The sequence below is a fragment of the Enterobacter sp. ZOR0014 genome (assembly GCF_000798855.1).
Classification (GTDB): domain Bacteria; phylum Pseudomonadota; class Gammaproteobacteria; order Enterobacterales; family Enterobacteriaceae; genus Enterobacter; species Enterobacter kobei.
Genome location: NZ_JTLF01000174.1, coordinates 1 through 21,175, shown reverse-complemented (window position 1 = coordinate 21,175; position 21,175 = coordinate 1). Strand labels below are relative to the sequence as shown.

Genomic DNA, 21,175 nt, shown 5'->3' with positions numbered 1-21,175 from the left:
TAATGAAAAAAAACAACAACATTATCTTGTCGACTGTTACCCTTTATGGAAGCCACAGGGGTAATATCGGCTAATCGAATGAAGATTTCATCCATTTATGAAATCGTTTCCACCCCCACGAGCGCCCTGTTAACAATGAATATGCTTGAAAAAATCCAGTATCAACTGGAACACCTTAGCAAATCCGAGCGAAAAGTGGCTGAAGTCATTCTTGCCTCTCCCGCTCAGGCGATTCATTCAAGCATTGCCGCGCTGGCTCAGGAAGCTGGCGTCAGCGAACCGACGGTTAACCGCTTCTGCCGTAGCCTGGAAACGCGCGGCTTTCCTGATTTTAAACTGCATCTGGCACAAAGTCTGGCAAACGGCACCCCTTATGTTAATCGTAATGTGGATGAAGACGACAGCGTAGATGCCTACACGGCGAAAATTTTTGAGTCAGCTATGGCCACGCTTGACCACGTTCGTCAGTCTCTGGATATGAGTTCGGTGAACCGTGCGGTGGATTTACTTACCCAGGCCAAGCGGATCGCGTTCTTCGGACTTGGGTCGTCGGCCGCCGTGGCGCACGATGCCATGAATAAATTCTTCCGCTTCAACGTGCCGGTGATTTATTCCGATGACATTGTGCTGCAACGCATGAGCTGTATGAATTGCAGTGAAGATGACGTCGTGGTACTCATTTCGCATACTGGCCGCACCAAAAGTCAGGTGGAACTGGCGCAGCTGGCCCGTGAAAACGATGCCATGGTGATCGCCCTCACCACCGCCGGTACGCCGCTGGCACGAGAGGCAACGCTCGCCATTACGCTGGACGTCCCGGAGGATACCGATATGTATATGCCTATGGTTTCCCGTCTGGCACAGCTCACGGTTATAGACGTGCTGGCGACCGGTTTTACCTTGCGCCGGGGCGCAAAATTCAGAGATAACTTGAAGCGAGTCAAGGAAGCGCTGAAGGAATCGCGTTTTGATAAAGAATTGCTCATAAAGAGCGATGTTTCCTTAAAGTAGATAACGAAGACGTAACCAATAATTACGATGTAATGATTTACGGCATTCGGTCCTCTCTTTGCTGCCTTGCGGCAGATGAAGGCCGATTCAATGTTCACGCAACACCAAAGTTGTTTCAGTCAACGGAGTATTACATGTCCAGAAGGCTTCGCAGAACCAAGATCGTTACCACCTTAGGCCCGGCCACCGACCGCGATAATAACCTTGAAAAGATTATCGCCGCGGGTGCCAACGTGGTGCGCATGAACTTCTCTCACGGTACGCCAGAAGACCATAAATTACGTGCCGACAAAGTGCGTGAGATCGCCGCTAAACTGGGCCGCCATGTCGCTATCCTCGGCGATCTGCAGGGTCCTAAAATTCGTGTCTCCACCTTCAAAGAAGGTAAAGTTTTCCTCAATATCGGCGATAAATTCCTGCTGGATGCCAACCTGGGCAAAGGCGAAGGCGATAAAGAAAAAGTCGGGATTGACTATAAAGGCCTGCCAGCTGACGTGGTGCCTGGCGATATCCTGCTGCTCGACGACGGACGCGTACAGCTGAAGGTGCTCGAAGTTCAGGGGATGAAAGTGTTCACCGAAGTCACCGTCGGTGGCCCGCTCTCCAACAATAAAGGTATCAACAAACTGGGCGGCGGCCTCTCTGCGGAAGCGCTGACCGATAAAGACAAAGCGGACATCGTTACTGCGGCTCTGATCGGCGTTGACTACCTGGCAGTCTCCTTCCCACGCTGTGGCGAAGATCTGAACTATGCACGCCGTCTGGCCCGTGATGCAGGCTGTGATGCCAAAATTGTTGCCAAGGTTGAACGCGCGGAAGCCGTTTGCGATCAGGACGCCATGGACGATGTGATCCTGGCTTCTGACGTGGTGATGGTGGCCCGCGGCGATTTGGGTGTGGAAATCGGCGATCCTGAGCTGGTTGGTATCCAGAAAGCGCTGATTCGTCGCGCACGTCAACTGAACCGCGCGGTGATCACCGCGACCCAGATGATGGAATCCATGATCACCAACCCAATGCCAACCCGTGCGGAAGTGATGGACGTCGCTAACGCCGTGCTGGATGGTACCGATGCGGTGATGCTGTCTGCGGAAACCGCTGCGGGCCAATATCCTGCTGAAACCGTGGCCGCGATGGCGCGTGTCTGCCTGGGCGCAGAGAAGATCCCAAGCATCAACGTCTCTAAACACCGTCTGGACGTGCAGTTCGACAACGTGGAAGAAGCGATTGCGATGTCTGCCATGTACGCGGCAAACCATCTGAAAGGGGTTACCGCGATCATCACCATGACCGAATCAGGCCGTACCGCGCTGATGACTTCCCGTATCAGCTCCGGTCTGCCGATCTTCGCCATGTCCCGTCATGAACGTACGCTGAATCTGACGGCGCTGTACCGTGGTGTGACGCCAGTGCACTTCGACAGCACCAATGACGGCGTGGCAGCCGCGCACGATGCCGTCAATCTGCTGCGCGACAAAGGTTACCTGGTGTCCGGTGATATCGTTATCGTGACGCAGGGTGATGTGATGAGCACCATCGGCTCAACCAACACCACCCGCGTTATGACCGTCGAGTAACAACATCTGTGTTAAAAAGCCCTCTCCATCTGGAGAGGGCTTTTTTTATTTCCTCGGATAAAGCTCTTTGCGTTTATAAGGTTCCGTTTCACCCGGCTTTCGCGTTTTAAGCAGCTTCAATATCCACGTGTACTGTTCGGTATGCGGCCCCACCAGGATTTCCACCTCTTCGTTCATGCGACGCGCAATGGTGTGATCGTCTGCGGTCAGCAAGTCATCCATCGGCGGGCGAACTTCAATGCTCAGACGGTGCGTTTTACCATCATAAACCGGGAAGAGTGGGATCACGCGGGCGCGACACACCTTCATCAGGCGGCCAATCGCCGGAAGTGTGGCTTTGTAGGTCGCAAAGAAGTCGACAAACTCACTGTGCTCTGGTCCGTGGTCCTGATCCGGCAGATAGTAGCCCCAGTATCCCTGACGTACGGACTGAATAAACGGCTTGATACCATCGTTACGCGCATGCAAACGACCGCCAAAACGACGACGTACGGTATTCCAGACAAAGTCGTAGATTTTGTTGCCCTGGTTATGGAACATGGCCGCCATCTTCTGACCCTGAGAAGCCATCAGCATCGCCGGAATGTCGACACCCCAACCGTGAGGAACGAGGAAAATCACCTTCTCGTCATTGCGACGCATTTCGTCAATGATTTCCAGCCCTTTCCAGTCAACACGGTCAACGATTTTTTCCGGCCCTTTCAGCGCCAGCTCTGCCATCATTGCCATTGCCTGCGGCGCGGTGGTATACATCGCATCGATGATAGCCTCGCGCTCGGCATCGCTTTTTTCGGGAAAACAGTAATAGAGGTTGATCTGCGCACGGCGACGCGCGCTTTTGCCTAAACGCCCGGCCAGACGGCCAATTTTCCCCAGCAGGGGATCGCGCAGCGCAGCAGGCAGCATAGCGATGCCTGCAAATGTGTAGACCCCGAGCCAGGCGCCCCAGTTGCGCGGATGGCGAAAGGATTTTTCAAACTCAGGAATGTATTCAATATTGTTTTTTTTTGTTTCCATGCTGGTTCCAGGGTCTGGTGACGCAAAATTTTATTGATAGTGTAGCGAGGCAGTCGTCCACGCACAAAAGAAAAAGCCGGCGCATACTGACACCGGCTTTTTTCACAAAAACAGAAGGCTTAGTTTAAGCTCAGCTGCGGTATCACCTCTTTCACCTGCGCCAGGTAATCAGAACGATCTTTACCCGTCAGGCCTTCGGTGCGTGGCAGTTTCGCCGTCAGCGGGTTTACGGCCTGTTGGTTAATCCACACTTCATAGTGCAGGTGCGGGCCGGTCGAGCGTCCGGTGTTGCCGGAGAGCGCGATACGGTCGCCACGTTTCACTTTCTGTCCAGGTTTAACCAGCAGTTTACGCAGGTGCATATAGCGGGTGGTGTAGGTACGACCGTGACGCACCGCGACATAGTAGCCTGCGGCACCGCTACGTTTAGCCACGACCACTTCACCATCACCCACAGCCAGCACCGGCGTGCCCTGCGGCATGGCAAAGTCAACGCCACGGTGTGGTGCGACGCGCCCGGTAACCGGGTTCAGACGACGCGGGTTAAAGTTAGAGGAAACGCGGAACTGTTTAGCCGTCGGGAAGCGCATAAAGCCTTTCGCCAGTCCCGTACCGCTGCGGTCGTAGAACTTACCGTCTTCGGCACGGATGGCATAGTAATCTTTGCCATCAGAGCGCAGACGTACGCCCACCAGTTGGCTCTGCTCACGCTTGCCGTCGAGCATTTCGCGAGACATCAGCACGGAAAACTCATCGCCCTTCTTCAGCTTGCGGAAATCCATCTGCCACTGCATGGCTTTGATCACCGCACTGATTTCAGAGCTGGTGAGACCGGCATCACGGGCGCTGGAAACGAAGCTTCCGCCTACTGTGCCTTTCATCACGCTGTTCACCCAGTCGCCCTTCTGCATTTCACTGGTCATTTTGAAACCGTTTGCAGTGCGATCGTAGGTGCGGGTTTCACGGCGGGACATCTCCCAGGTTAACCGCTGGAGATCGCCATCCGCCGTTAAGGTCCAGGAGAGCTGTTGCCCTATTTTCAGGTTACGCAGGTCTTTATCTGCAGCAGCGAGCTGACTGATATTCCCCATGTCGATACCGTACTGATTGAGCACGCTGCTCAGCGTGTCACCGGTAGAGACAACATACTCGTGGATCCCGGCCTCGTTCTCGATTTTATCGTCCAGTTCATCCTGGGGAATCGCTTCATCTTCCTGAGCAGCCTGGTCGATAGGCTCACTGGCTTCAGGCAGTAAAGAACGGATCTCGCTCTTTTCTAGCTCGATGGTTTTGATGATAGGGGCAGAACTCGGGTGGTAAACATAGGGCCGCCAGACGGCGACCGCTAAGGTGAGTACTGTAAGCGACCCCAGCATAACGCGGTGGGGTCGAGGCAGATTGTTAAATGCCAGGGCGACAGAGCGGGCTATCTGTTGCACGTATTCACTTCCTCGTTAATCTCCTTTCAGGCAGCTCGCATACTGGTTCGCCAGTTGGCTGAGGAACTGCGAATAGCTCGCTTTGCTCAACTGGATATTCGTTCCTAGCGGGTCAAGGGTCCCCATGCGCACGGATGTCCCCCTGGCCACGGCTTCTACGACCGCTGGCCTGAACTGTGGCTCAGCAAAAACGCATGTCGCTTTTTGCTCAACCAACTGTGTTCTGATTTCATGTAAACGCTGCGCACCAGGTTGAATTTCAGGGTTGACGGTGAAGTGCCCAAGCGGGGTCAAACCATAGTGTTTTTCATAGTAGCCATAGGCGTCATGAAAAACGAAATACCCTTTTCCTTTCAACGGTGCGAGCTCATTACCTACCTGCTTATCGGTTGCGGCTAATTGTGCCTCAAAATCCTTCAGGTTGGCGTCTAGTTTGGCTCGACTTTGCGGCATAAGTTCCACTAATTTGTCGTGGATTGCAACCGCTGAAAGCCGCGCTATCTCTGGGGAAAGCCAGAGATGCATGTTGTACTCACCATGATGGTGATCTCCATCACCTTTTTCACCCTCTGCCGCGTGATGGTCATGTTCATCACCGTCGTTATCCATGCCTTTCATGAGCAACGGTTTCACGCCGGAAAGCCCGGCAATCGCAACCTGTTTATCGCCTGGAATCTGTTTGGCCGACTTCTGCATAAACGCTTCCATCTCTGGTCCAATCCAGACGACTAAGTCCGCGTTTTGTAAGCGTTTTACATCTGAAGGGCGAAGAGAATAGTCATGCTCAGACGCCCCGTCAGGCAGCAAAACCTGGGTTTCCGTCACCCCATCGGCAATGGCCGACGCGATGAATCCAAGCGGTTTAAGCGAAGCGACAACCGCCGCGTTAACATCTTGTGCGGTTGTACCCCAAAGGGCAGCGGATAATGCTGCGAAAAGAAGCGTATTTTTATGTAACATAATGCGACTAATCATCGTAGTGAATGCGTGAAATGTGATATTATAACATTCGTTGACTTCTTCAAGCTTAAATTGACATGACGACACTGGTTTCTCTCGATAATATTTCGGTCTCTTTCGGCCAGCGCCGCGTCCTCTCTGACGTGTCGCTGGATCTGAAGCCCGGCAAAATTCTGACGCTGCTTGGTCCTAATGGCGCAGGTAAATCCACGCTGGTACGGGTTGTACTGGGTCTGGTGACGCCCGATGAAGGTGTTATCACCCGCGAGGAAAAATTGCGTATCGGCTATGTGCCTCAGAAATTACATCTGGATGCCACGCTGCCTTTAACGGTGAGTCGCTTTCTGCGCCTGCGCCCCGGCACGCGGAAAGCCGATATTCTCCCGGCGCTGAAACGCGTACAGGCGGGCCACCTGATTGACGCGCCGCTGCAAAAACTTTCCGGGGGTGAGACGCAGCGCGTTTTGCTGGCGCGCGCGCTGTTGAGCAGCCCGCAACTGCTGGTGCTTGATGAGCCTACCCAGGGGGTGGACGTTAATGGTCAGGTCGCGCTTTATGATTTGATCGATCAGCTTCGCCGTGAACTGAATTGCGCCGTGCTGATGGTCTCCCACGATCTCCATCTTGTCATGGCGAAAACGGACGAAGTGCTGTGCCTTAACCATCATATTTGCTGTTCCGGCACGCCTGAAGTGGTCTCGATGCACCCGGAGTTTATCTCCATGTTTGGCCCTCGTGGCGCTGAACAGCTGGGTATTTACCGTCATCATCATAATCACCGCCATGATTTACAGGGACGAATTGTCCTGCGCCGGGGAAATGGACACTCATGATTGAACTGTTACTGCCCGGCTGGCTGGCCGGGATTATGCTTGCCTGCGCCGCGGGTCCACTCGGCTCGTTTGTGGTCTGGCGCAGAATGTCCTATTTCGGTGATACCCTCGCGCACGCCTCTTTGCTGGGCGTGGCTTTTGGTTTACTGCTGGATGTAAATCCCTTCTACGCGGTGATTGTCGTCACCCTGCTGCTTGCAGCCGGGCTGGTCTGGCTGGAGAAACGTCCGCACCTCGCCATTGATACGCTGCTTGGCATTATGGCCCACAGCGCGCTCTCGCTGGGTCTGGTGGTGGTGAGTCTGATGTCGAATATCCGCGTCGACCTGATGGCCTATCTGTTTGGCGATCTGCTTGCCGTGACGCCGGAAGATTTAATTTCCATCGCCTTCGGTGTGGTGGTGGTACTCGGTATTCTGCTCTGGCAGTGGCGTAATCTGCTGGCGATGACCGTCAGCCCTGACCTGGCCTTCGTCGACGGAGTGAAGCTGCAGCGGGTTAAGCTACTGCTGATGCTGGTGACGGCATTAACCATCGGCGTAGCGATGAAGTTCGTCGGGGCGCTGATTATTACCTCGCTGCTGATCATCCCTGCCGCCACGGCGCGCCGTTTTGCCCGCACGCCGGAGCAGATGGCCGGTGTGGCCGTGATTATCGGGATGATTGCGGTAACGGGTGGGTTAACCTTCTCGGCGTTCTATGACACGCCTGCGGGGCCGTCAGTGGTGTTGTGTGCGGCGGTGTTGTTTATTTTTAGTATGATGAAAAAACAACCAAATGCCTGAATGAACGATTGGCGCTTCCACAGAGGGTGGCGCTTCGCTTCATGTGCTGTGATCAACGCATGGCGGGACTTAAACCTCTGGAGTGCGCCCATGTTGGGTGCCAGCGTAAATAAGCACCGATAAAATTATCGGTGCTTATTTTATTACCTGGTACACGTTGCTAAATGCAATTTGGCACCTGGGACGTTTATACCGCCTTCCATATCAAGACACTTGACAATACCATCGGTATCAACTTTTTTCAGCTGTCCGTTAACATAGTCCCAATGACTCGCAATAGGTTCATATTCGCGTATATAAACTTTGCCGCTTGCTGGTGCGAAGGCATATTCTGGATATGTTTCCAGCATCAGCATCCCATTCATAGCGAAATTGAGCTCACGAATATTCTGCAATTCTGGATTAGAACCACATGGCTCCATCACCGCCTGCTGGTAAGCAATGCCAGTCATACATAATTTTCGTCCGTTACTGGTATTTTCAAGTTTATTATCCACCATTTTCCATGTTTGGGTTCCGGAAATAGCGGCATTCGCGGCGCCAGACAAAGCCGCCATCGTCAGAGCGGCAATAGATATAACCGTCATTAATTTCATTTTGTTATTCCTAAAGGGGTGATGAAATTTATTCATAGCATGGATATCGCTATAAATTCATCATAGAGGGAATAAGCGAATTATCTAAAATGATAGGTAGGATAAATTTATCCAAAATAATATGGATGATAAATCAGATGAGGTAACTAATCGGTCAGCGTCGCAGGCGAAATTTAACATCCCGCCTGCTCATCATTACGGCATTGACGGTGGCGTAATGCCGAAATGATTCCACGCCCGCACCGTCGCCATACGACCACGCGGCGTACGCTGTAAGAATCCCTGCTGGATCAGATACGGCTCCAGAACATCCTCGATAGTTTCACGCTCTTCACCGATCGCCGCCGCCAGGTTATCCAGCCCGACCGGTCCGCCAAAGAATTTATCCAGCACCGCCAGCAGCAGTTTGCGGTCCATATAGTCAAAGCCTTCGGCATCGACGTTAAGCATATCCAGCGCCTGGGCGGCAATCTCTGCCGAAATGGTGCCATCGTGCTTCACTTCGGCAAAGTCGCGCACGCGACGCAGCAGGCGGTTGGCAATACGCGGCGTACCGCGCGAACGCTTCGCCACTTCAAAAGCGCCCTCTTCGCTCATCTCCAGCCCCATATAGCGCGCGCTACGACCGACAATATGTTGCAGGTCCGGCACCTGATAAAACTCCAGACGCTGCACGATACCGAAGCGGTCGCGCAGTGGAGAGGTCAACGATCCGGCACGGGTCGTTGCGCCAATCAGGGTAAACGGCGGCAGATCGATCTTGATGGAGCGCGCAGCCGGGCCTTCACCAATCATGATATCCAGCTGGTAATCTTCCATTGCCGGATAGAGCACTTCCTCTACCACCGGAGACAGACGGTGGATTTCATCGATAAACAGTACGTCATGCGGTTCAAGGTTGGTCAGCATCGCCGCCAGATCGCCGGCTTTCTCCAGCACCGGGCCGGAGGTCGTGCGCAGGTTGACGCCCATTTCATTGGCAACGATATTCGCCAGCGTGGTTTTCCCCAACCCTGGCGGGCCAAAAATCAGCAGGTGATCGAGCGCATCGCCGCGCAGCTTTGCCGCCTGGATGAAAATCTCCATCTGGGAACGTACCTGCGGCTGGCCGATATACTCATCAAGCAGTTTCGGGCGGATCGCACGATCCACCACGTCTTCTGCCTGAAGGGTGCCTGCCGATACCAGGCGGTCTGCTTCAATCATCCTTTACCTCACAATGCAGCGCGCAGCGCTTCACGAATCAGGGTTTCACTGCTGGCATCCGGTTTGGCAATTTTGCTTACCATCCGACTGGCCTCCTGAGGTTTATAGCCCAGCGCCACCAGCGCGGCAACCGCTTCCTGCTCAGCGTCATCATCTGTTGACGGCGCCCCAGGTGACGTCAGAACCAGATCGGTGGCCGGGGTGAACAGATCGCCATGCAGACCTTTAAAGCGGTCTTTCATCTCAACAATCAGACGCTCGGCGGTTTTCTTACCAATCCCCGGGAGTTTAATCAGCGCCGCAGGATCTTCGCGCTCAACGGCATTCACGAACTGCGGAGCAGACATACCGGACAAAATCGCCAGCGCCAGCTTCGGTCCCACGCCGTTGGTTTTAATCAGCTCGCGGAACAGGGTACGTTCCTGCTTGTTGTTGAAGCCGTAAAGCAACTGAGCATCTTCACGCACCACGAACTGTGTAAAGACAATCGCCTCTTTACCCGCGTCCGGCAACTCGTAGAAGCAGGTCATTGGCATGTGGACTTCATAGCCCACGCCACCCACTTCCAGCAGCACTAACGGGGGTTGTTTTTCAATGATGATGCCTCTGAGTCTGCCTATCACGTGACGCTCCTGCGTTCTGGAAAATGTTTGACTGGCGACATAATAAAAAAAGGCTGGATGTTTATCCAGCCTGATTTCTCTTTATCGTAACCTGCCTCGCGCCAGATTGAGCCGCGATTCACTCATTTGCATCGCGTTCTGGCTGACGTGACAGTGGGTAATCGCAATGGCCAGCGCATCGGCGGCATCGGCCTGCGGGTTCGCGGGAAGCTTCAGCAAGGTACGCACCATATGCTGCACCTGGCTTTTCTCCGCGCTACCTATCCCCACCACCGTCTGCTTTACCTGACGTGCGGCATATTCGAACACCGGAAGATCCTGGTTCACGGCGGCAACAATCGCCACGCCGCGCGCCTGCCCCAGCTTTAGCGCCGAATCGGCGTTTTTTGCCATAAAGACCTGCTCAATGGCAAAAAAATCAGGCTGAAACTGGGTGATGATTTCCGACACGCCCGCATAAATCAGCTTCAGGCGCGACGGCAGATCGTCCACTTTGGTGCGAATACAGCCGCTGCCGAGGTAGGTTAGCTGGCGTCCCACCTGGCGGATAACGCCATAACCGGTGACGCGCGAGCCGGGGTCAATCCCAAGGATAATCGACATCACGCGTCTCCCGTAAACGGCTTATACGCTCTCATCAGAGAGTCGCTGCAACCTCATCAGAGATTTCACCGTTGTGATACACTTCCTGCACGTCGTCGCAGTCTTCGAGCATGTCGATCAGACGCAGCAGTTTTGGTGCAGTTTCCGCATCCATGTCCGCTTTGGTGGACGGGATCATGGAGACTTCAGCGTTGTCCGCTTTCAGACCCGCGGCTTCGAGTGCATCGCGCACGGCGCCCATCTCTTCCCACGCGGTGTAAACGTCAATTGCGCCATCATCGTAGGTCACCACGTCTTCCGCACCGGCTTCCAGGGCGGCTTCCATGATCACATCTTCGTCGCCTTTCTCGAAGGAGATGACGCCTTTTTTGCTGAACAGGTAAGAAACGGAACCGTCGGTACCCAGGTTGCCGCCGGTTTTAGTGAATGCATGGCGCACTTCCGCAACGGTACGGTTACGGTTGTCGGACAAACACTCAACCATTACGGCAGTACCGCCAGGGCCGTAACCTTCATAAATGATGGTTTCCATGTTCGCGTCTTCATCACCGCCTACACCACGTGCGATGGCACGGTTCAGGGTGTCACGCGTCATGTTGTTAGACAGCGCTTTATCCACCGCCGCGCGCAGACGCGGGTTAGAGGCCGGATCGCCGCCGCCCAGACGTGCCGCTGTCACCAGCTCACGAATGATTTTGGTAAAGATCTTACCGCGTTTGGCATCCTGTGCCGCTTTACGGTGTTTGGTGTTGGCCCACTTACTATGACCTGCCATAAAAAGTTCTCCAAAAATCGCGCCTTCTCAGGCAGCGTTAATTACAAATTCTTCAATCGCCTGCCGGTTGCTCCACGACTTGGTCAGTGCGGCGGCATCCGTCGCATCCACCCAGCGGTAGTTCAGGTGTTCGGTAAACACGATCTCCCGCTCATGGGGGAGCGCGAGACAGAACCACGATTCCGTATTGCGCTCAATACCCGGCGCGTAGCGATGACGTAAATGGCTAAAAATTTCAAACTCCACCGTGCGCTGACAGTCCTTCAGGGTCAGTTGCTCGCGAACAACATCAATGGTGACCTCTTCCTTTACTTCACGCGCGGCGGCCTGCGGCGCGGTTTCCCCCTCTTCCAGGCTGCCGGTAACCGACTGCCAGAAATCAGGATCGTCGCGCCGCTGCAACATTAGCACCCGCTTCGTGTCCTGGGCATAAATGACAACTAAGACAGAAACGGGAAGCTTGTATGTCATATCAGTTTTTCTCTTCCTTCTTCACCACCTCAATGCCCAGCTCAGCCAGTGCAGTCGGGTTAGCAAAGCTTGGCGCTTCGGTCATCAGACACGCTGCGGCAGTGGTTTTCGGGAAGGCAATAACATCACGAATGTTATCGGTGCCGGTCAGCAGCATGGTCAGACGGTCAAGACCGAAAGCCAGACCTGCGTGTGGCGGTGTACCGTATTTCAGGGCGTCCAGCAGGAAGCCAAATTTCTCGCGCTGCTCCTGTTCGTTAATGCCCAGGATGCCGAACACGGTCTGCTGCATTTCGCCGCTGTGAATACGCACGGAACCCCCGCCCACTTCGTAGCCGTTGATCACCATGTCGTAGGCGTTTGCCACCGCATCTTCCGGAGACGCTTTCAGCTCTGCCGCCGTCATGTCTTTTGGCGAGGTGAACGGGTGGTGCATCGCGGTCAAGCCGCCTTCACCGTCGTCTTCAAACATCGGGAAGTCGATAACCCACAGCGGTGCCCATTTGGTTTCGTCGGTCAGGCTGAGGTCTTTGCCCAGCTTCAGACGCAACGCGCCCATCGCATCGGCAACCACTTTCTTGTTGTCTGCGCCGAAGAAGATCATGTCGCCATCCTGCGCGCCGGTGCGCTCAAGGATCGCTTCCACGATGTCCGCATTCAGGAACTTCGCAACCGGGCTGGTGATCCCTTCCAGACCTTTCGCACGCTCGGTTACTTTAATATAGGCCAGACCTTTCGCGCCGTAGATCTTAATGAAGTTGCCGTAGTCGTCGATCTGCTTACGGCTCAGTGCCGCACCGCCCGGTACGCGCAGGGCTGCAACACGGCCTTTCGGATCGTTAGCCGGGCCGGCGAATACCGCGAACTCAACGGATTTCACCAGGTCTGCAACATCCACCAGCTCCATCGGGTTACGCAGGTCTGGTTTGTCGGAACCGTAACGACGCTCGGCTTCGGCGAAGGTCATGATCGGGAAATCGCCCAGCTCGACGCCTTTCACCTCATTCCACAGGCTACGCACCAGCGCTTCCATCACTTCACGCACCTGCTCGGCGGTCATGAAGGAGGTTTCCACATCGATCTGGGTGAATTCTGGCTGACGGTCAGCACGCAGGTCTTCGTCGCGGAAACATTTGACGATCTGATAGTAGCGATCGAAACCGGACATCATCAGCAGCTGTTTGAACAGCTGTGGAGACTGTGGCAGCGCGTAGAATTTGCCTTTATGTACGCGGGATGGGACCAGATAATCGCGCGCACCTTCCGGTGTGGCTTTGGTCAGCATCGGGGTTTCGATATCGAGGAAACCGTGGTCATCCATAAAACGGCGCACCAGGCTGGTGATTTTCGCACGGGTTTTCAGGCGCTGGGCCATCTCCGGACGACGCAGATCCAGGTAGCGGTATTTCAGACGCGCTTCTTCCGTGTTGACGTGGTTGGAGTCCAGCGGCAGCGCTTCAGCACGGTTAATGATAACCAGATCGGACGCCAGTACTTCAATGGCACCCGTCGCCATGTCTGCGTTGACGTTTTTCTCGTCACGCGCACGCACGGTACCGGTGACCTGAATGCAGAACTCATTACGCAGCTCAGAAGCCAGCTTCAACGCATCCGCACGATCCGGGTCGAAGAACACCTGAACGATACCTTCACGGTCGCGCATATCGATGAAAATAAGGCTACCAAGATCACGACGACGGTTGACCCAACCACACAGGGTGACCTGCTGTCCGACGTGGGACTGACGCAGCTGCCCGCAATATTCTGTACGCATGAGATATCCCTTAATTAGCCGCAGGCTAAATGTCGCCTGGAATGCAGGCTACTATGTCGCAGCTTTCTGTATGTCACAACTGGATGAAAAAAGGCGGCTATTATACTGGAAATTCCGCCGGACGATAAGAGCGAACCACGGCCTGACGGTCGTTTGCTGCACTCTTATTGCGCATTCTCACAAAAATTAACAAAATTATCCGACCCATTACAGGTCATCACGTCGTATGGTGTTACGGAAGTGATTCATTTAACGGGAGTAACGATGTTAACACTGGATGCCAGCAAAACCGCGCTTGTGGTGATTGATTTACAGGAAGGGATCCTGCCCTTTGCCGGTGGCCCGCACGCTGCGGATGATGTGGTTAGCCGCGCCGCTCGTCTGGCGGAAAAATGCCGTGCCAGCGGTGCCCCTGTAGTCATGGTGCGCGTCGGCTGGTCCGCTGATTTCGCCGAGGCGTTAAAACAGCCCGTTGATGCACAGGCGCCCGCCCATGCCCTGCCGGAAAACTGGTGGACGTATCCGGTGTCGCTGGGCAAACGCGACAGCGATATCGAAGTGACCAAACGTCAATGGGGCGCATTCTACGGAACCGATCTGGAACTGCAGCTCCGCCGTCGAGGTATCGACACCCTTATTCTGTGCGGCATTTCCACCAACATCGGCGTGGAGTCTACCGCCCGTAACGCCTGGGAGCTGGGCTTTAACCTGGTCATTGCGGAAGATGCCTGCAGCGCGGCTTCCGCGGAACAGCATCAGGGTAGCATGACCCATATCTTCCCGCGTATCGGACGCGTGCGCAGCACGGACGAGATCCTCAGCGCACTATGATGTATGTGGGGTTACCCCAGTGGTCGCACCCGAAATGGGTGCGCCTGGGCATCACCGGCCTGGAAGAATATGCCCGACACTTCAACTGTGTCGAGGGCAACACGACCCTCTACGCGCTGCCTAAAGCGGAGATTGTTGAACGCTGGCGGGAGCAAACGACCGACGATTTCCGGTTCTGTTTTAAGTTTCCGGCGACCATCTCCCACAACGCCGCGCTGCGCAACTGCGGGGATTTAACCGAAGAGTTCTTTACGCGCATGTCGCCACTGGCGAACCGGATTGGGCAATACTGGCTCCAGCTTCCTGCCACGTTCGGCCCGCGCGATCTGCCTGCCCTGTGGCAGTTTCTGGATAGCCTGCCCCGCGAGTTTACCTACGGCGTGGAGGTCAGGCATGCTGAATTTTTTGCCAAAGGTGAAGCAGAAATAGCGCTCAACCGCGGCCTGCTGGAACGTGCGGTCAACCGTGTCATTCTTGACAGTCGCCCCGTCCACAGTGCAATCCCGCACAGTGAAGCGATTGTGGATGCGCAACGCAAAAAACCGAAAGTGCCGGTCCACGCCATCGTCACCGCGCAAAACCCGATGGTCAGGTTCATCGGTAGCGACAACATGCAGCAAAATCAGGCGATGTTCGCCGTCTGGCTGCAAAAATTAGCAAAGTGGGAGCAAACCACTACGCCCTATCTCTTTTTGCACACACCGGATATTGCGCAGGCACCCGAACTGGTCGATGCTCTCTGGCAGGCCTTGCAGGCCGCGGTTCCCGCCGTGGGCAACGCCCCCTCCATTCCACAACAATCTTCTCTTTTCTGATATCACCCCCTATCATAGTGAAGTGCCATCTGCCAAAAACAGGGAGTTTGTATGGTCAGCGCGCTGTATGCGGTGTTAGGTGCATTACTGCTGATTAAGTTTTCATTTGATGTTGTGCGTCTGAGAATGCAGTACCGCGTTTCTTATGGTGACGGCGGTTTTTCGGAACTGCAAAGCGCTATCCGCATTCACGGTAATGCGGTCGAATACATCCCCGTCGCCTTGATTTTACTGCTGTTTATGGAGATGAATGGCGCAGAAACCTGGATGGTTCACGTCTGTGGCCTGCTTCTGATTGCTGGCCGACTCATGCATTATTATGGCTTTCACCACCGCTTATTCCGCTGGCGTCGTTCCGGCATGAGCGCGACCTGGTGTTCGCTTTTGCTGATGGTGCTGGCTAACCTTTGGTATATGCCGTGGGAGTTGGTTTTCTCCCTCCATTAGCGCACAATACGCCACTTTATTTTTCCCGGATTTTTACGTTATGTCAGATCGCGACACGCTTTTTTCCGCGCCTATCGCCAGCCTGGGCGACTGGACCTTCGATGAACGGGTAGCCGAAGTCTTCCCGGATATGATCCAGCGCTCTGTTCCCGGTTATTCCAATATTATCTCTATGATCGGTATGCTGGCTGAGCGCTTCGTTCAACCCGGCACGCAGGTCTATGACCTGGGCTGCTCGCTCGGCGCGGCAACGCTGTCGGTACGTCGTAACGTTCATCATGAAGATTGCCGAATCATTGCCGTCGACAACTCCCCGGCGATGGTAGAACGCTGCCGTCGCCATATTGATGCGTATAAAGCCCCTGTACCGGTGGACGTCGTCGAAGGCGATATTCGTGAGATTGAAATTCACAACGCGTCGATGGTCATCCTGAATTTTACCCTGCAGTTCCTGGTGCCTGAAGACCGTCAGCTGCTGCTGGACAAAATTTACCAGGGGCTAAATCCCGGCGGCGCGCTGGTGCTTTCCGAGAAATTCAGCTTTGAGGATGCCGACGTTGGCGAACTGCTGTTCAATATGCACCACGATTTTAAACGTGCGAACGGTTACAGCGAGCTGGAGATCAGCCAGAAGCGCAGCATGCTGGAAAACGTGATGCTGACAGACTCCGTAGAAACCCACAAAGCACGCCTGCGCAAAGCCGGATTTGAGCATAGCGAACTGTGGTTCCAGTGCTTTAACTTTGGCTCACTGGTGGCGCTAAAAGCCGGAGATGCAGCATGATTGAGTTCAGTAATTTCTATCAGCTGATAGCTAAAAACCATCTGTCTCACTGGCTGGAAACTCTGCCCGCGCAGATTGCCGCATGGCAGCGCGATCAGCAGCACGGCCTGTTAAAGCAGTGGTCAAATGCGGTGGAGTATCTGCCAGAGCTGACCCCGCATCGTCTGGACCTGCTTCACAGCGTCACCGCAGAAAGCGAAGCACCGCTCCCGGCCGGGCAGATCAACCGCATCGAAACGCTGATGCGTAACCTGATGCCCTGGCGCAAAGGGCCTTTCTCGCTCTACGGGGTGAACATCAACACCGAATGGCGCTCCGACTGGAAATGGGATCGCGTTCTGCCTCATCTGTCTGACCTGACCGGGCGCACTATTCTGGACGTGGGCTGCGGCAGCGGTTACCACATGTGGCGCATGATTGGCGCAGGCGCGCATCTGGCAGTCGGTATCGACCCAATGCAACTGTTCCTGTGCCAGTTTGAAGCAGTGCGTAAACTGCTGGGCAACGACCAGCGCGCCCACCTGCTGCCGCTGGGAATTGAGCAACTTCCTGCCCTGAAAGCGTTTGATACCGTATTTTCCATGGGCGTGCTCTATCATCGTCGCTCCCCGCTTGAACATCTGTGGCAGCTTAAAGATCAGCTGGTCAGCGGCGGCGAACTGGTACTGGAAACGCTGGTGATCGAAGGTGACGAACATGCTGTTCTGGTGCCGGGCGATCGCTACGCCCAGATGCGTAACGTCTACTTTATCCCGTCCGCGCTGGCATTGAAGAACTGGCTGGAGAAGTGCGGTTTTGTGGATGTGCGGATTGCCGATGTCAGCGTGACGTCACTCGAGGAGCAGCGCCGCACCGACTGGATGATCACCGAGTCGCTGGAGCAGTTCCTTGACCCGGCCGACCACAGCAAAACCATCGAAGGCTATCCGGCGCCGATGCGTGCGGTGTTGATCGCGACGAAGCCGTAACCTTTTAGCCGGGTGACGGCTACGCCTTACCCGGCCTACGCGTCGCACGTTTTCTCCAAAATAGTTCAAGTTGCAGCAAGGCGGCAACGCAGCGAATCCCCGGGAGCTTACATCAGTAAGTGACCGGGGTGAGCGAGGCGGCCAACGCGGCTGCGGCTTGAAATATGAAGGAGAAAAAAAGGCCCCTGTTGAAATTGCAGGGGCCTGGTACAAGCAAGCATCATATTGGGCGACATGATGCGCGGTAAAAATCGGTACGTTGCTACACGTGATAGCGCTCAATCAGCGACTTCATTTCCGCAACCGACTCTCCATCTACACCGTAGCGTGAATACTCATCCGCTTCAGCATCCGTCGACATTGACAGCCCTGTATTGCGATAACGCATGGGTGAAGGTATCCATTTCCCCGCAGAGCTGTGAAGCTCTTCCACCCCGGCGTTTAAAAACCGTTCCAGATTGCCGGCACGGACTCCCGCACCCGCCATTATTATTGGAACACCGGAATGGGCTTTTAGTTCCGTAATTAATTGCAGACCTTTTTCAGCAGAAGACTGTTGCCCTGATGTCAGAACGCGCGCCACACCCAGTTCGGCAAGGGTATCAAACGCTTGCAGTGGTTTTTTGCACATATCAAACGCACGATGAAACGTCACGGCCATTCCTTTTGCGGCGTCCATCACCTGACGCATACGCGGCAGATCGACCTCACCGTCTTCATCCAGCAGGCCGGTCACCAGCCCGGGGAACCCGAGGTCACGAACAAGGGCGATATCTTCAAGCATGGCACTGAACTCACCCGACGTATAACAAAAATCACCGCCGCGAGGACGAATAATGGGGTGTACCGGAAGGGTGACGGCCTTACGGGCCGACGTCAGCACGCCGTATGAGGGCGTTAACCCTCCTTCTTTCGGGGCGGCGCACAGTTCAATGCGATCGGCCCCTTTCCGTTGCGCGGTGACGGCACACTCCACGCTATAACAACAAATCTCCAGCAGCGCCATCGACTCCTCCTTAAAATCGGCTTAACGCGCCATCATGGCACGCCTCTTGTTTTGGGTCTCAGCGACGAGTCACAACTCTCAGGCTTCGCTGGCAACGATCTGCTCAATGGTCCACGGATGAAATTTCACCGTCACCTGCCCGTCAGTCACGGCCAGCGTCGGATTAGGCAGACGCTCACGCTCGCCTTTGGGCGAACTTGTCTTCACAAAAATGCCCGGCTGGCTTAATCCCTCGTCTGAGAGCAGGGCCAGCGCGCGCGCGTTCAACGTTTCCGGCTCACCCGGCAGGACGATTTCGATATGCTCCCAGCCTTCGTGCGGGTAACGTTTTTCACCCGGCCATGGCAGTTCTACAACGGTGAATTGCCAGTGCGCCACGCAGACCGGTTCATGCAGTTTGAACAGACAAATGGGACGACCATTAATCATGTTCTCAGAAAGCAACTCACCACACTGTTCAAACCCGCGACGCCAGCGCTCGGCAGTCGCGTTTTGATGGCAGCGCAAAGAGATGTGATCGGCCTCAAGCGGCGCGATATCCAGACCAAGACGGGTGGCAAGTTCTGTGAACGCCTGGGTGAAGCGCGGTAAATCTGCGGAAATATCATGCAGTTCGTCAATGGATTGCCAGTTCGCCATACGTCAGTCTCTTTTCATGTCGCAAAGCCGCTAATTTACTCTGTTGCCCTGTTTCGACCAACCTCTGAATCGCGGTTTTTACGACTGCATGTTTATGCACCTCTTCTCTGGCTGGATTCTGAGCAATCTTCGGGCCCCGCAATGCTGACGGCAGAAGGCATTTGCAGTATACTCCCGCCCTAAATTCTTTAACTGGCGCGGGCGGTTGTAGGCCCGCATCAAAAACGTAAGGTATCCAGGTGAATATTCAGGCTCTTCTCTCCGAAAAAGTCAGTCAGGCACTGATTGCCGCAGGTGCGCCTGCGGATTGCGAACCACAGGTTCGTCAGTCAGCAAAAGTACAGTTTGGCGACTATCAGGCTAATGGCGTGATGGCAGTGGCTAAAAAACTGGGCATGCCGCCGCGACAGCTCGCTGAGCAGGTATTGACGCATCTGGATCTCACCGGTATCGCCAGCAAAACCGAAATCGCTGGCCCGGGCTTCATCAACATTTTCCTGGAGCCTGCATTCCTGGCAAGCCACGTTGACGCGGCGCTGAAATCAGACCGTCTGGGTGTCTCCCGACCACAAGCGCAGACGGTGGTGATCGACTACTCTGCCCCGAACGTGGCGAAAGAGATGCACGTTGGCCACCTGCGTTCCACCATCATTGGTGATGCCGCGGTGCGCACGCTTGAGTTTCTCGGTCACAAGGTAATCCGCGCAAACCACGTTGGCGACTGGGGTACCCAGTTCGGCATGCTGATTGCTTACCTGGAAAAACAGCAGCAGGAAAACGCGGGCGAAATGGCGCTGGCGGACCTGGAAGGGTTCTACCGCGAAGCGAAAAAGCATTACGACGAAGACGAAACCTTTGCCGAGCGCGCGCGCAGCTACGTCGTCAAGCTGCAGGGCGGGGATCAATACTTCCTCGAGATGTGGCGCAAGCTGGTGGACATCACCATGTCCCAGAACCAGCTTACCTATAACCGTCTGAACGTGACCCTGACCCGTGATGATGTGATGGGTGAGAGCCTTTATAACCCAATGCTGCCGGGCATTGTGGCGGACCTGAAAGCGAAAAACCTGGCGGTTGAGAGCGAAGGTGCAACGGTCGTGTTCCTTGATGAGTACAAAAACAAGGAAGGTGAACCGATGGGCGTGATCATCCAGAAAAAGGATGGCGGCTATCTCTACACCACCACCGATATCGCCTGCGCGAAGTACCGTTACGAAACCCTGCATGCTGACCGTGTGCTGTACTACATCGACTCCCGTCAGCACCAGCACCTGATGCAGGCCTGGACTATCGTGCGTAAAGCCGGTTACGTACCGGATTGCGTTCCGCTGGAACACCACATGTTCGGCATGATGCTCGGTAAAGACGGCAAGCCGTTCAAAACCCGTGCGGGTGGTACCGTGAAGCTGTCTGACCTGCTGGATGAAGCGCTGGAGCGCGCCCGTCGTCTGGTGGCAGAGAAGAACCCGGACATGCCTGCCGACGAGCTGGAAAAACTGGCTAACGCCGTCGGTATCGGCGCGGTGAAATACGCGGATCTCTCTAAAAACCGTACCACCGACTATATCTTCGACTGGGATAACATGCTGGCGTTTGAAGGCAACACGGCGCCTTACATGCAATATGCTTACACCCGCGTGCTCTCGGTGTTCCGTAAGGCGAACATTGATGAAAACGTGCTGGCGAATGCGACCGTGACCATCACGGAAGATCGTGAAGCCCAGCTGGCGGCGCGTCTGCTGCAGTTTGAAGAGACGCTGACGGTTGTCGCCCGTGACGGTACGCCGCACGTTATGTGCGCTTACCTGTACGATCTGGCGGGTCTGTTCTCCGGCTTCTACGAGCACTGCCCTATTCTGTCTGCGGAAAATGAATCGGTCCGCAACAGCCGCCTGAAGCTGGCGCAGCTGACGGCGAAGACCCTGAAGCTGGGTCTGGATACCCTGGGTATCGAAACCGTAGAGCGTATGTAATACAAAAAACCCGGCAGCTGCCGGGTTTTTTATTATCAGAAA

Annotated in this window: 22 protein-coding genes; 10 read left to right on the top strand and 12 right to left on the bottom strand. The window is 54.8% G+C overall.

From position 1 onward, the window contains the following. The first annotated feature begins 135 nt into the window (after positions 1-135). Entirely contained in the window at positions 136-1,011 is an 876-nt protein-coding gene (locus tag L977_RS09325; RefSeq protein ID WP_032629265.1) for a MurR/RpiR family transcriptional regulator, read from the top strand. A 134-nt stretch (positions 1,012-1,145) separates the two neighbouring features. Beyond that, positions 1,146-2,588: a pyruvate kinase gene (gene pyk / locus L977_RS09320; RefSeq protein WP_008500455.1), complete on the top strand. Its 1,443-nt coding sequence runs from the start codon at positions 1,146-1,148 to the stop codon at positions 2,586-2,588. A 45-nt stretch (positions 2,589-2,633) separates the two neighbouring features. Here pyk and lpxM read toward each other — a convergent pair whose 3' ends face one another. From lpxM to znuA, 3 genes are all read right to left on the bottom strand, one after another. Next, the gene (lpxM, locus tag L977_RS09315) at positions 2,634-3,605 is read right to left on the bottom strand and encodes a lauroyl-Kdo(2)-lipid IV(A) myristoyltransferase (RefSeq protein ID WP_045134193.1); all 972 of its coding nucleotides are present in this window, start codon (positions 3,603-3,605) and stop codon (positions 2,634-2,636) included. Positions 3,606-3,724: 119 nt separating this feature from the next. After that, positions 3,725-5,044, bottom strand: a complete 1,320-nt coding sequence (gene mepM / locus L977_RS09310; RefSeq protein ID WP_014884312.1) for a murein DD-endopeptidase MepM — start codon at positions 5,042-5,044, stop codon at positions 3,725-3,727. A gap of 15 nt (positions 5,045-5,059) precedes the next feature. Continuing rightward, positions 5,060-6,004 carry a zinc ABC transporter substrate-binding protein ZnuA gene (gene znuA / locus L977_RS09305; RefSeq protein WP_047625632.1) on the bottom strand — a complete coding sequence of 315 codons (945 nt, stop codon included), beginning with the start codon at positions 6,002-6,004 and terminating at the stop codon, positions 5,060-5,062. A 77-nt stretch (positions 6,005-6,081) separates the two neighbouring features. On the opposite strand from znuA, the gene znuC reads away from it, so the two are divergent. Then, positions 6,082-6,837 carry a zinc ABC transporter ATP-binding protein ZnuC gene (gene znuC, locus L977_RS09300; protein ID WP_014884314.1) on the top strand — a complete coding sequence of 252 codons (756 nt, stop codon included), beginning with the start codon at positions 6,082-6,084 and terminating at the stop codon, positions 6,835-6,837. Further along, on the top strand, positions 6,834-7,622 hold the full coding sequence (gene znuB, locus L977_RS09295; protein ID WP_014884315.1) for a zinc ABC transporter permease subunit ZnuB: 789 nt from the start codon (positions 6,834-6,836) through the stop codon (positions 7,620-7,622). Before znuC ends, znuB begins: the two co-directional genes overlap by 4 nt. 143 nt (positions 7,623-7,765) lie before the next feature. Here the strand turns inward: znuB and L977_RS09290 are convergent, their stop codons facing one another. The 7 genes from L977_RS09290 to aspS all read right to left on the bottom strand — a co-directional run bounded on the left by L977_RS09290 (position 7,766) and on the right by aspS (position 13,670). Further along, positions 7,766-8,218, bottom strand: coding sequence for a hypothetical protein (locus L977_RS09290; protein ID WP_047625631.1), 453 nt, complete (start codon positions 8,216-8,218; stop codon positions 7,766-7,768). Between the two features lie 195 nt (positions 8,219-8,413). Then, entirely contained in the window at positions 8,414-9,424 is a 1,011-nt protein-coding gene (gene ruvB / locus L977_RS09285) for a Holliday junction branch migration DNA helicase RuvB (protein WP_014884317.1), read from the bottom strand. 8 nt (positions 9,425-9,432) lie between these two features. After that, on the bottom strand, positions 9,433-10,047 hold the full coding sequence (ruvA, locus tag L977_RS09280; RefSeq protein WP_023330723.1) for a Holliday junction branch migration protein RuvA: 615 nt from the start codon (positions 10,045-10,047) through the stop codon (positions 9,433-9,435). 81 nt (positions 10,048-10,128) lie between these two features. Continuing rightward, positions 10,129-10,650, bottom strand: a complete 522-nt coding sequence (gene ruvC, locus L977_RS09275; RefSeq protein ID WP_014884319.1) for a crossover junction endodeoxyribonuclease RuvC — start codon at positions 10,648-10,650, stop codon at positions 10,129-10,131. A 34-nt stretch (positions 10,651-10,684) separates the two neighbouring features. Further along, positions 10,685-11,425 (bottom strand): YebC/PmpR family DNA-binding transcriptional regulator, encoded by a 741-nt coding sequence (locus tag L977_RS09270; RefSeq protein ID WP_014884320.1) that lies wholly within the window; start codon positions 11,423-11,425, stop codon positions 10,685-10,687. A 27-nt stretch (positions 11,426-11,452) separates the two neighbouring features. Further along, on the bottom strand, positions 11,453-11,896 hold the full coding sequence (gene nudB / locus L977_RS09265) for a dihydroneopterin triphosphate diphosphatase (RefSeq protein WP_047625630.1): 444 nt from the start codon (positions 11,894-11,896) through the stop codon (positions 11,453-11,455). 1 nt (position 11,897) lies between these two features. Beyond that, positions 11,898-13,670 carry an aspartate--tRNA ligase gene (gene aspS, locus L977_RS09260; RefSeq protein WP_032636194.1) on the bottom strand — a complete coding sequence of 591 codons (1,773 nt, stop codon included), beginning with the start codon at positions 13,668-13,670 and terminating at the stop codon, positions 11,898-11,900. Between the two features lie 264 nt (positions 13,671-13,934). Here aspS and L977_RS09255 point away from each other — a divergent pair, with 264 nt between their 5' ends. Genes L977_RS09255 through cmoB form a run of 5 tightly spaced genes read left to right on the top strand, consistent with a single transcriptional unit; the run spans position 13,935 to position 17,515 of the window. Next, complete coding sequence (locus L977_RS09255; RefSeq protein ID WP_014884323.1) at positions 13,935-14,501, top strand: hydrolase; 567 nt, start codon at positions 13,935-13,937, stop codon at positions 14,499-14,501. After that, positions 14,498-15,316 carry a DUF72 domain-containing protein gene (locus L977_RS09250; RefSeq protein ID WP_045134194.1) on the top strand — a complete coding sequence of 273 codons (819 nt, stop codon included), beginning with the start codon at positions 14,498-14,500 and terminating at the stop codon, positions 15,314-15,316. The genes L977_RS09255 and L977_RS09250 overlap by 4 nt, the downstream gene beginning before the upstream one ends. A 51-nt stretch (positions 15,317-15,367) precedes the next feature. After that, positions 15,368-15,763: an MAPEG family protein gene (locus L977_RS09245; protein WP_014884325.1), complete on the top strand. Its 396-nt coding sequence runs from the start codon at positions 15,368-15,370 to the stop codon at positions 15,761-15,763. A 40-nt stretch (positions 15,764-15,803) separates the two neighbouring features. After that, on the top strand, positions 15,804-16,547 hold the full coding sequence (gene cmoA / locus L977_RS09240) for a carboxy-S-adenosyl-L-methionine synthase CmoA (RefSeq protein ID WP_014884326.1): 744 nt from the start codon (positions 15,804-15,806) through the stop codon (positions 16,545-16,547). Then, positions 16,544-17,515 (top strand): tRNA 5-methoxyuridine(34)/uridine 5-oxyacetic acid(34) synthase CmoB, encoded by a 972-nt coding sequence (gene cmoB / locus L977_RS09235; protein WP_014884327.1) that lies wholly within the window; start codon positions 16,544-16,546, stop codon positions 17,513-17,515. The genes cmoA and cmoB overlap by 4 nt, the downstream gene beginning before the upstream one ends. Positions 17,516-17,777: 262 nt before the next feature. Here the strand turns inward: cmoB and cutC are convergent, their stop codons facing one another. Together cutC and L977_RS09225 are read right to left on the bottom strand one after the other, a co-directional pair. Beyond that, positions 17,778-18,521: a copper homeostasis protein CutC gene (cutC, locus tag L977_RS09230; protein WP_023330728.1), complete on the bottom strand. Its 744-nt coding sequence runs from the start codon at positions 18,519-18,521 to the stop codon at positions 17,778-17,780. A gap of 78 nt (positions 18,522-18,599) precedes the next feature. Beyond that, positions 18,600-19,160: a VOC family protein gene (locus L977_RS09225; RefSeq protein ID WP_014884329.1), complete on the bottom strand. Its 561-nt coding sequence runs from the start codon at positions 19,158-19,160 to the stop codon at positions 18,600-18,602. A 239-nt stretch (positions 19,161-19,399) separates the two neighbouring features. Between L977_RS09225 and argS the strand changes: the two genes are divergently transcribed. After that, positions 19,400-21,133, top strand: coding sequence for an arginine--tRNA ligase (gene argS / locus L977_RS09220; RefSeq protein WP_023330729.1), 1,734 nt, complete (start codon positions 19,400-19,402; stop codon positions 21,131-21,133). Positions 21,134-21,175: the final 42 nt, after the last annotated feature.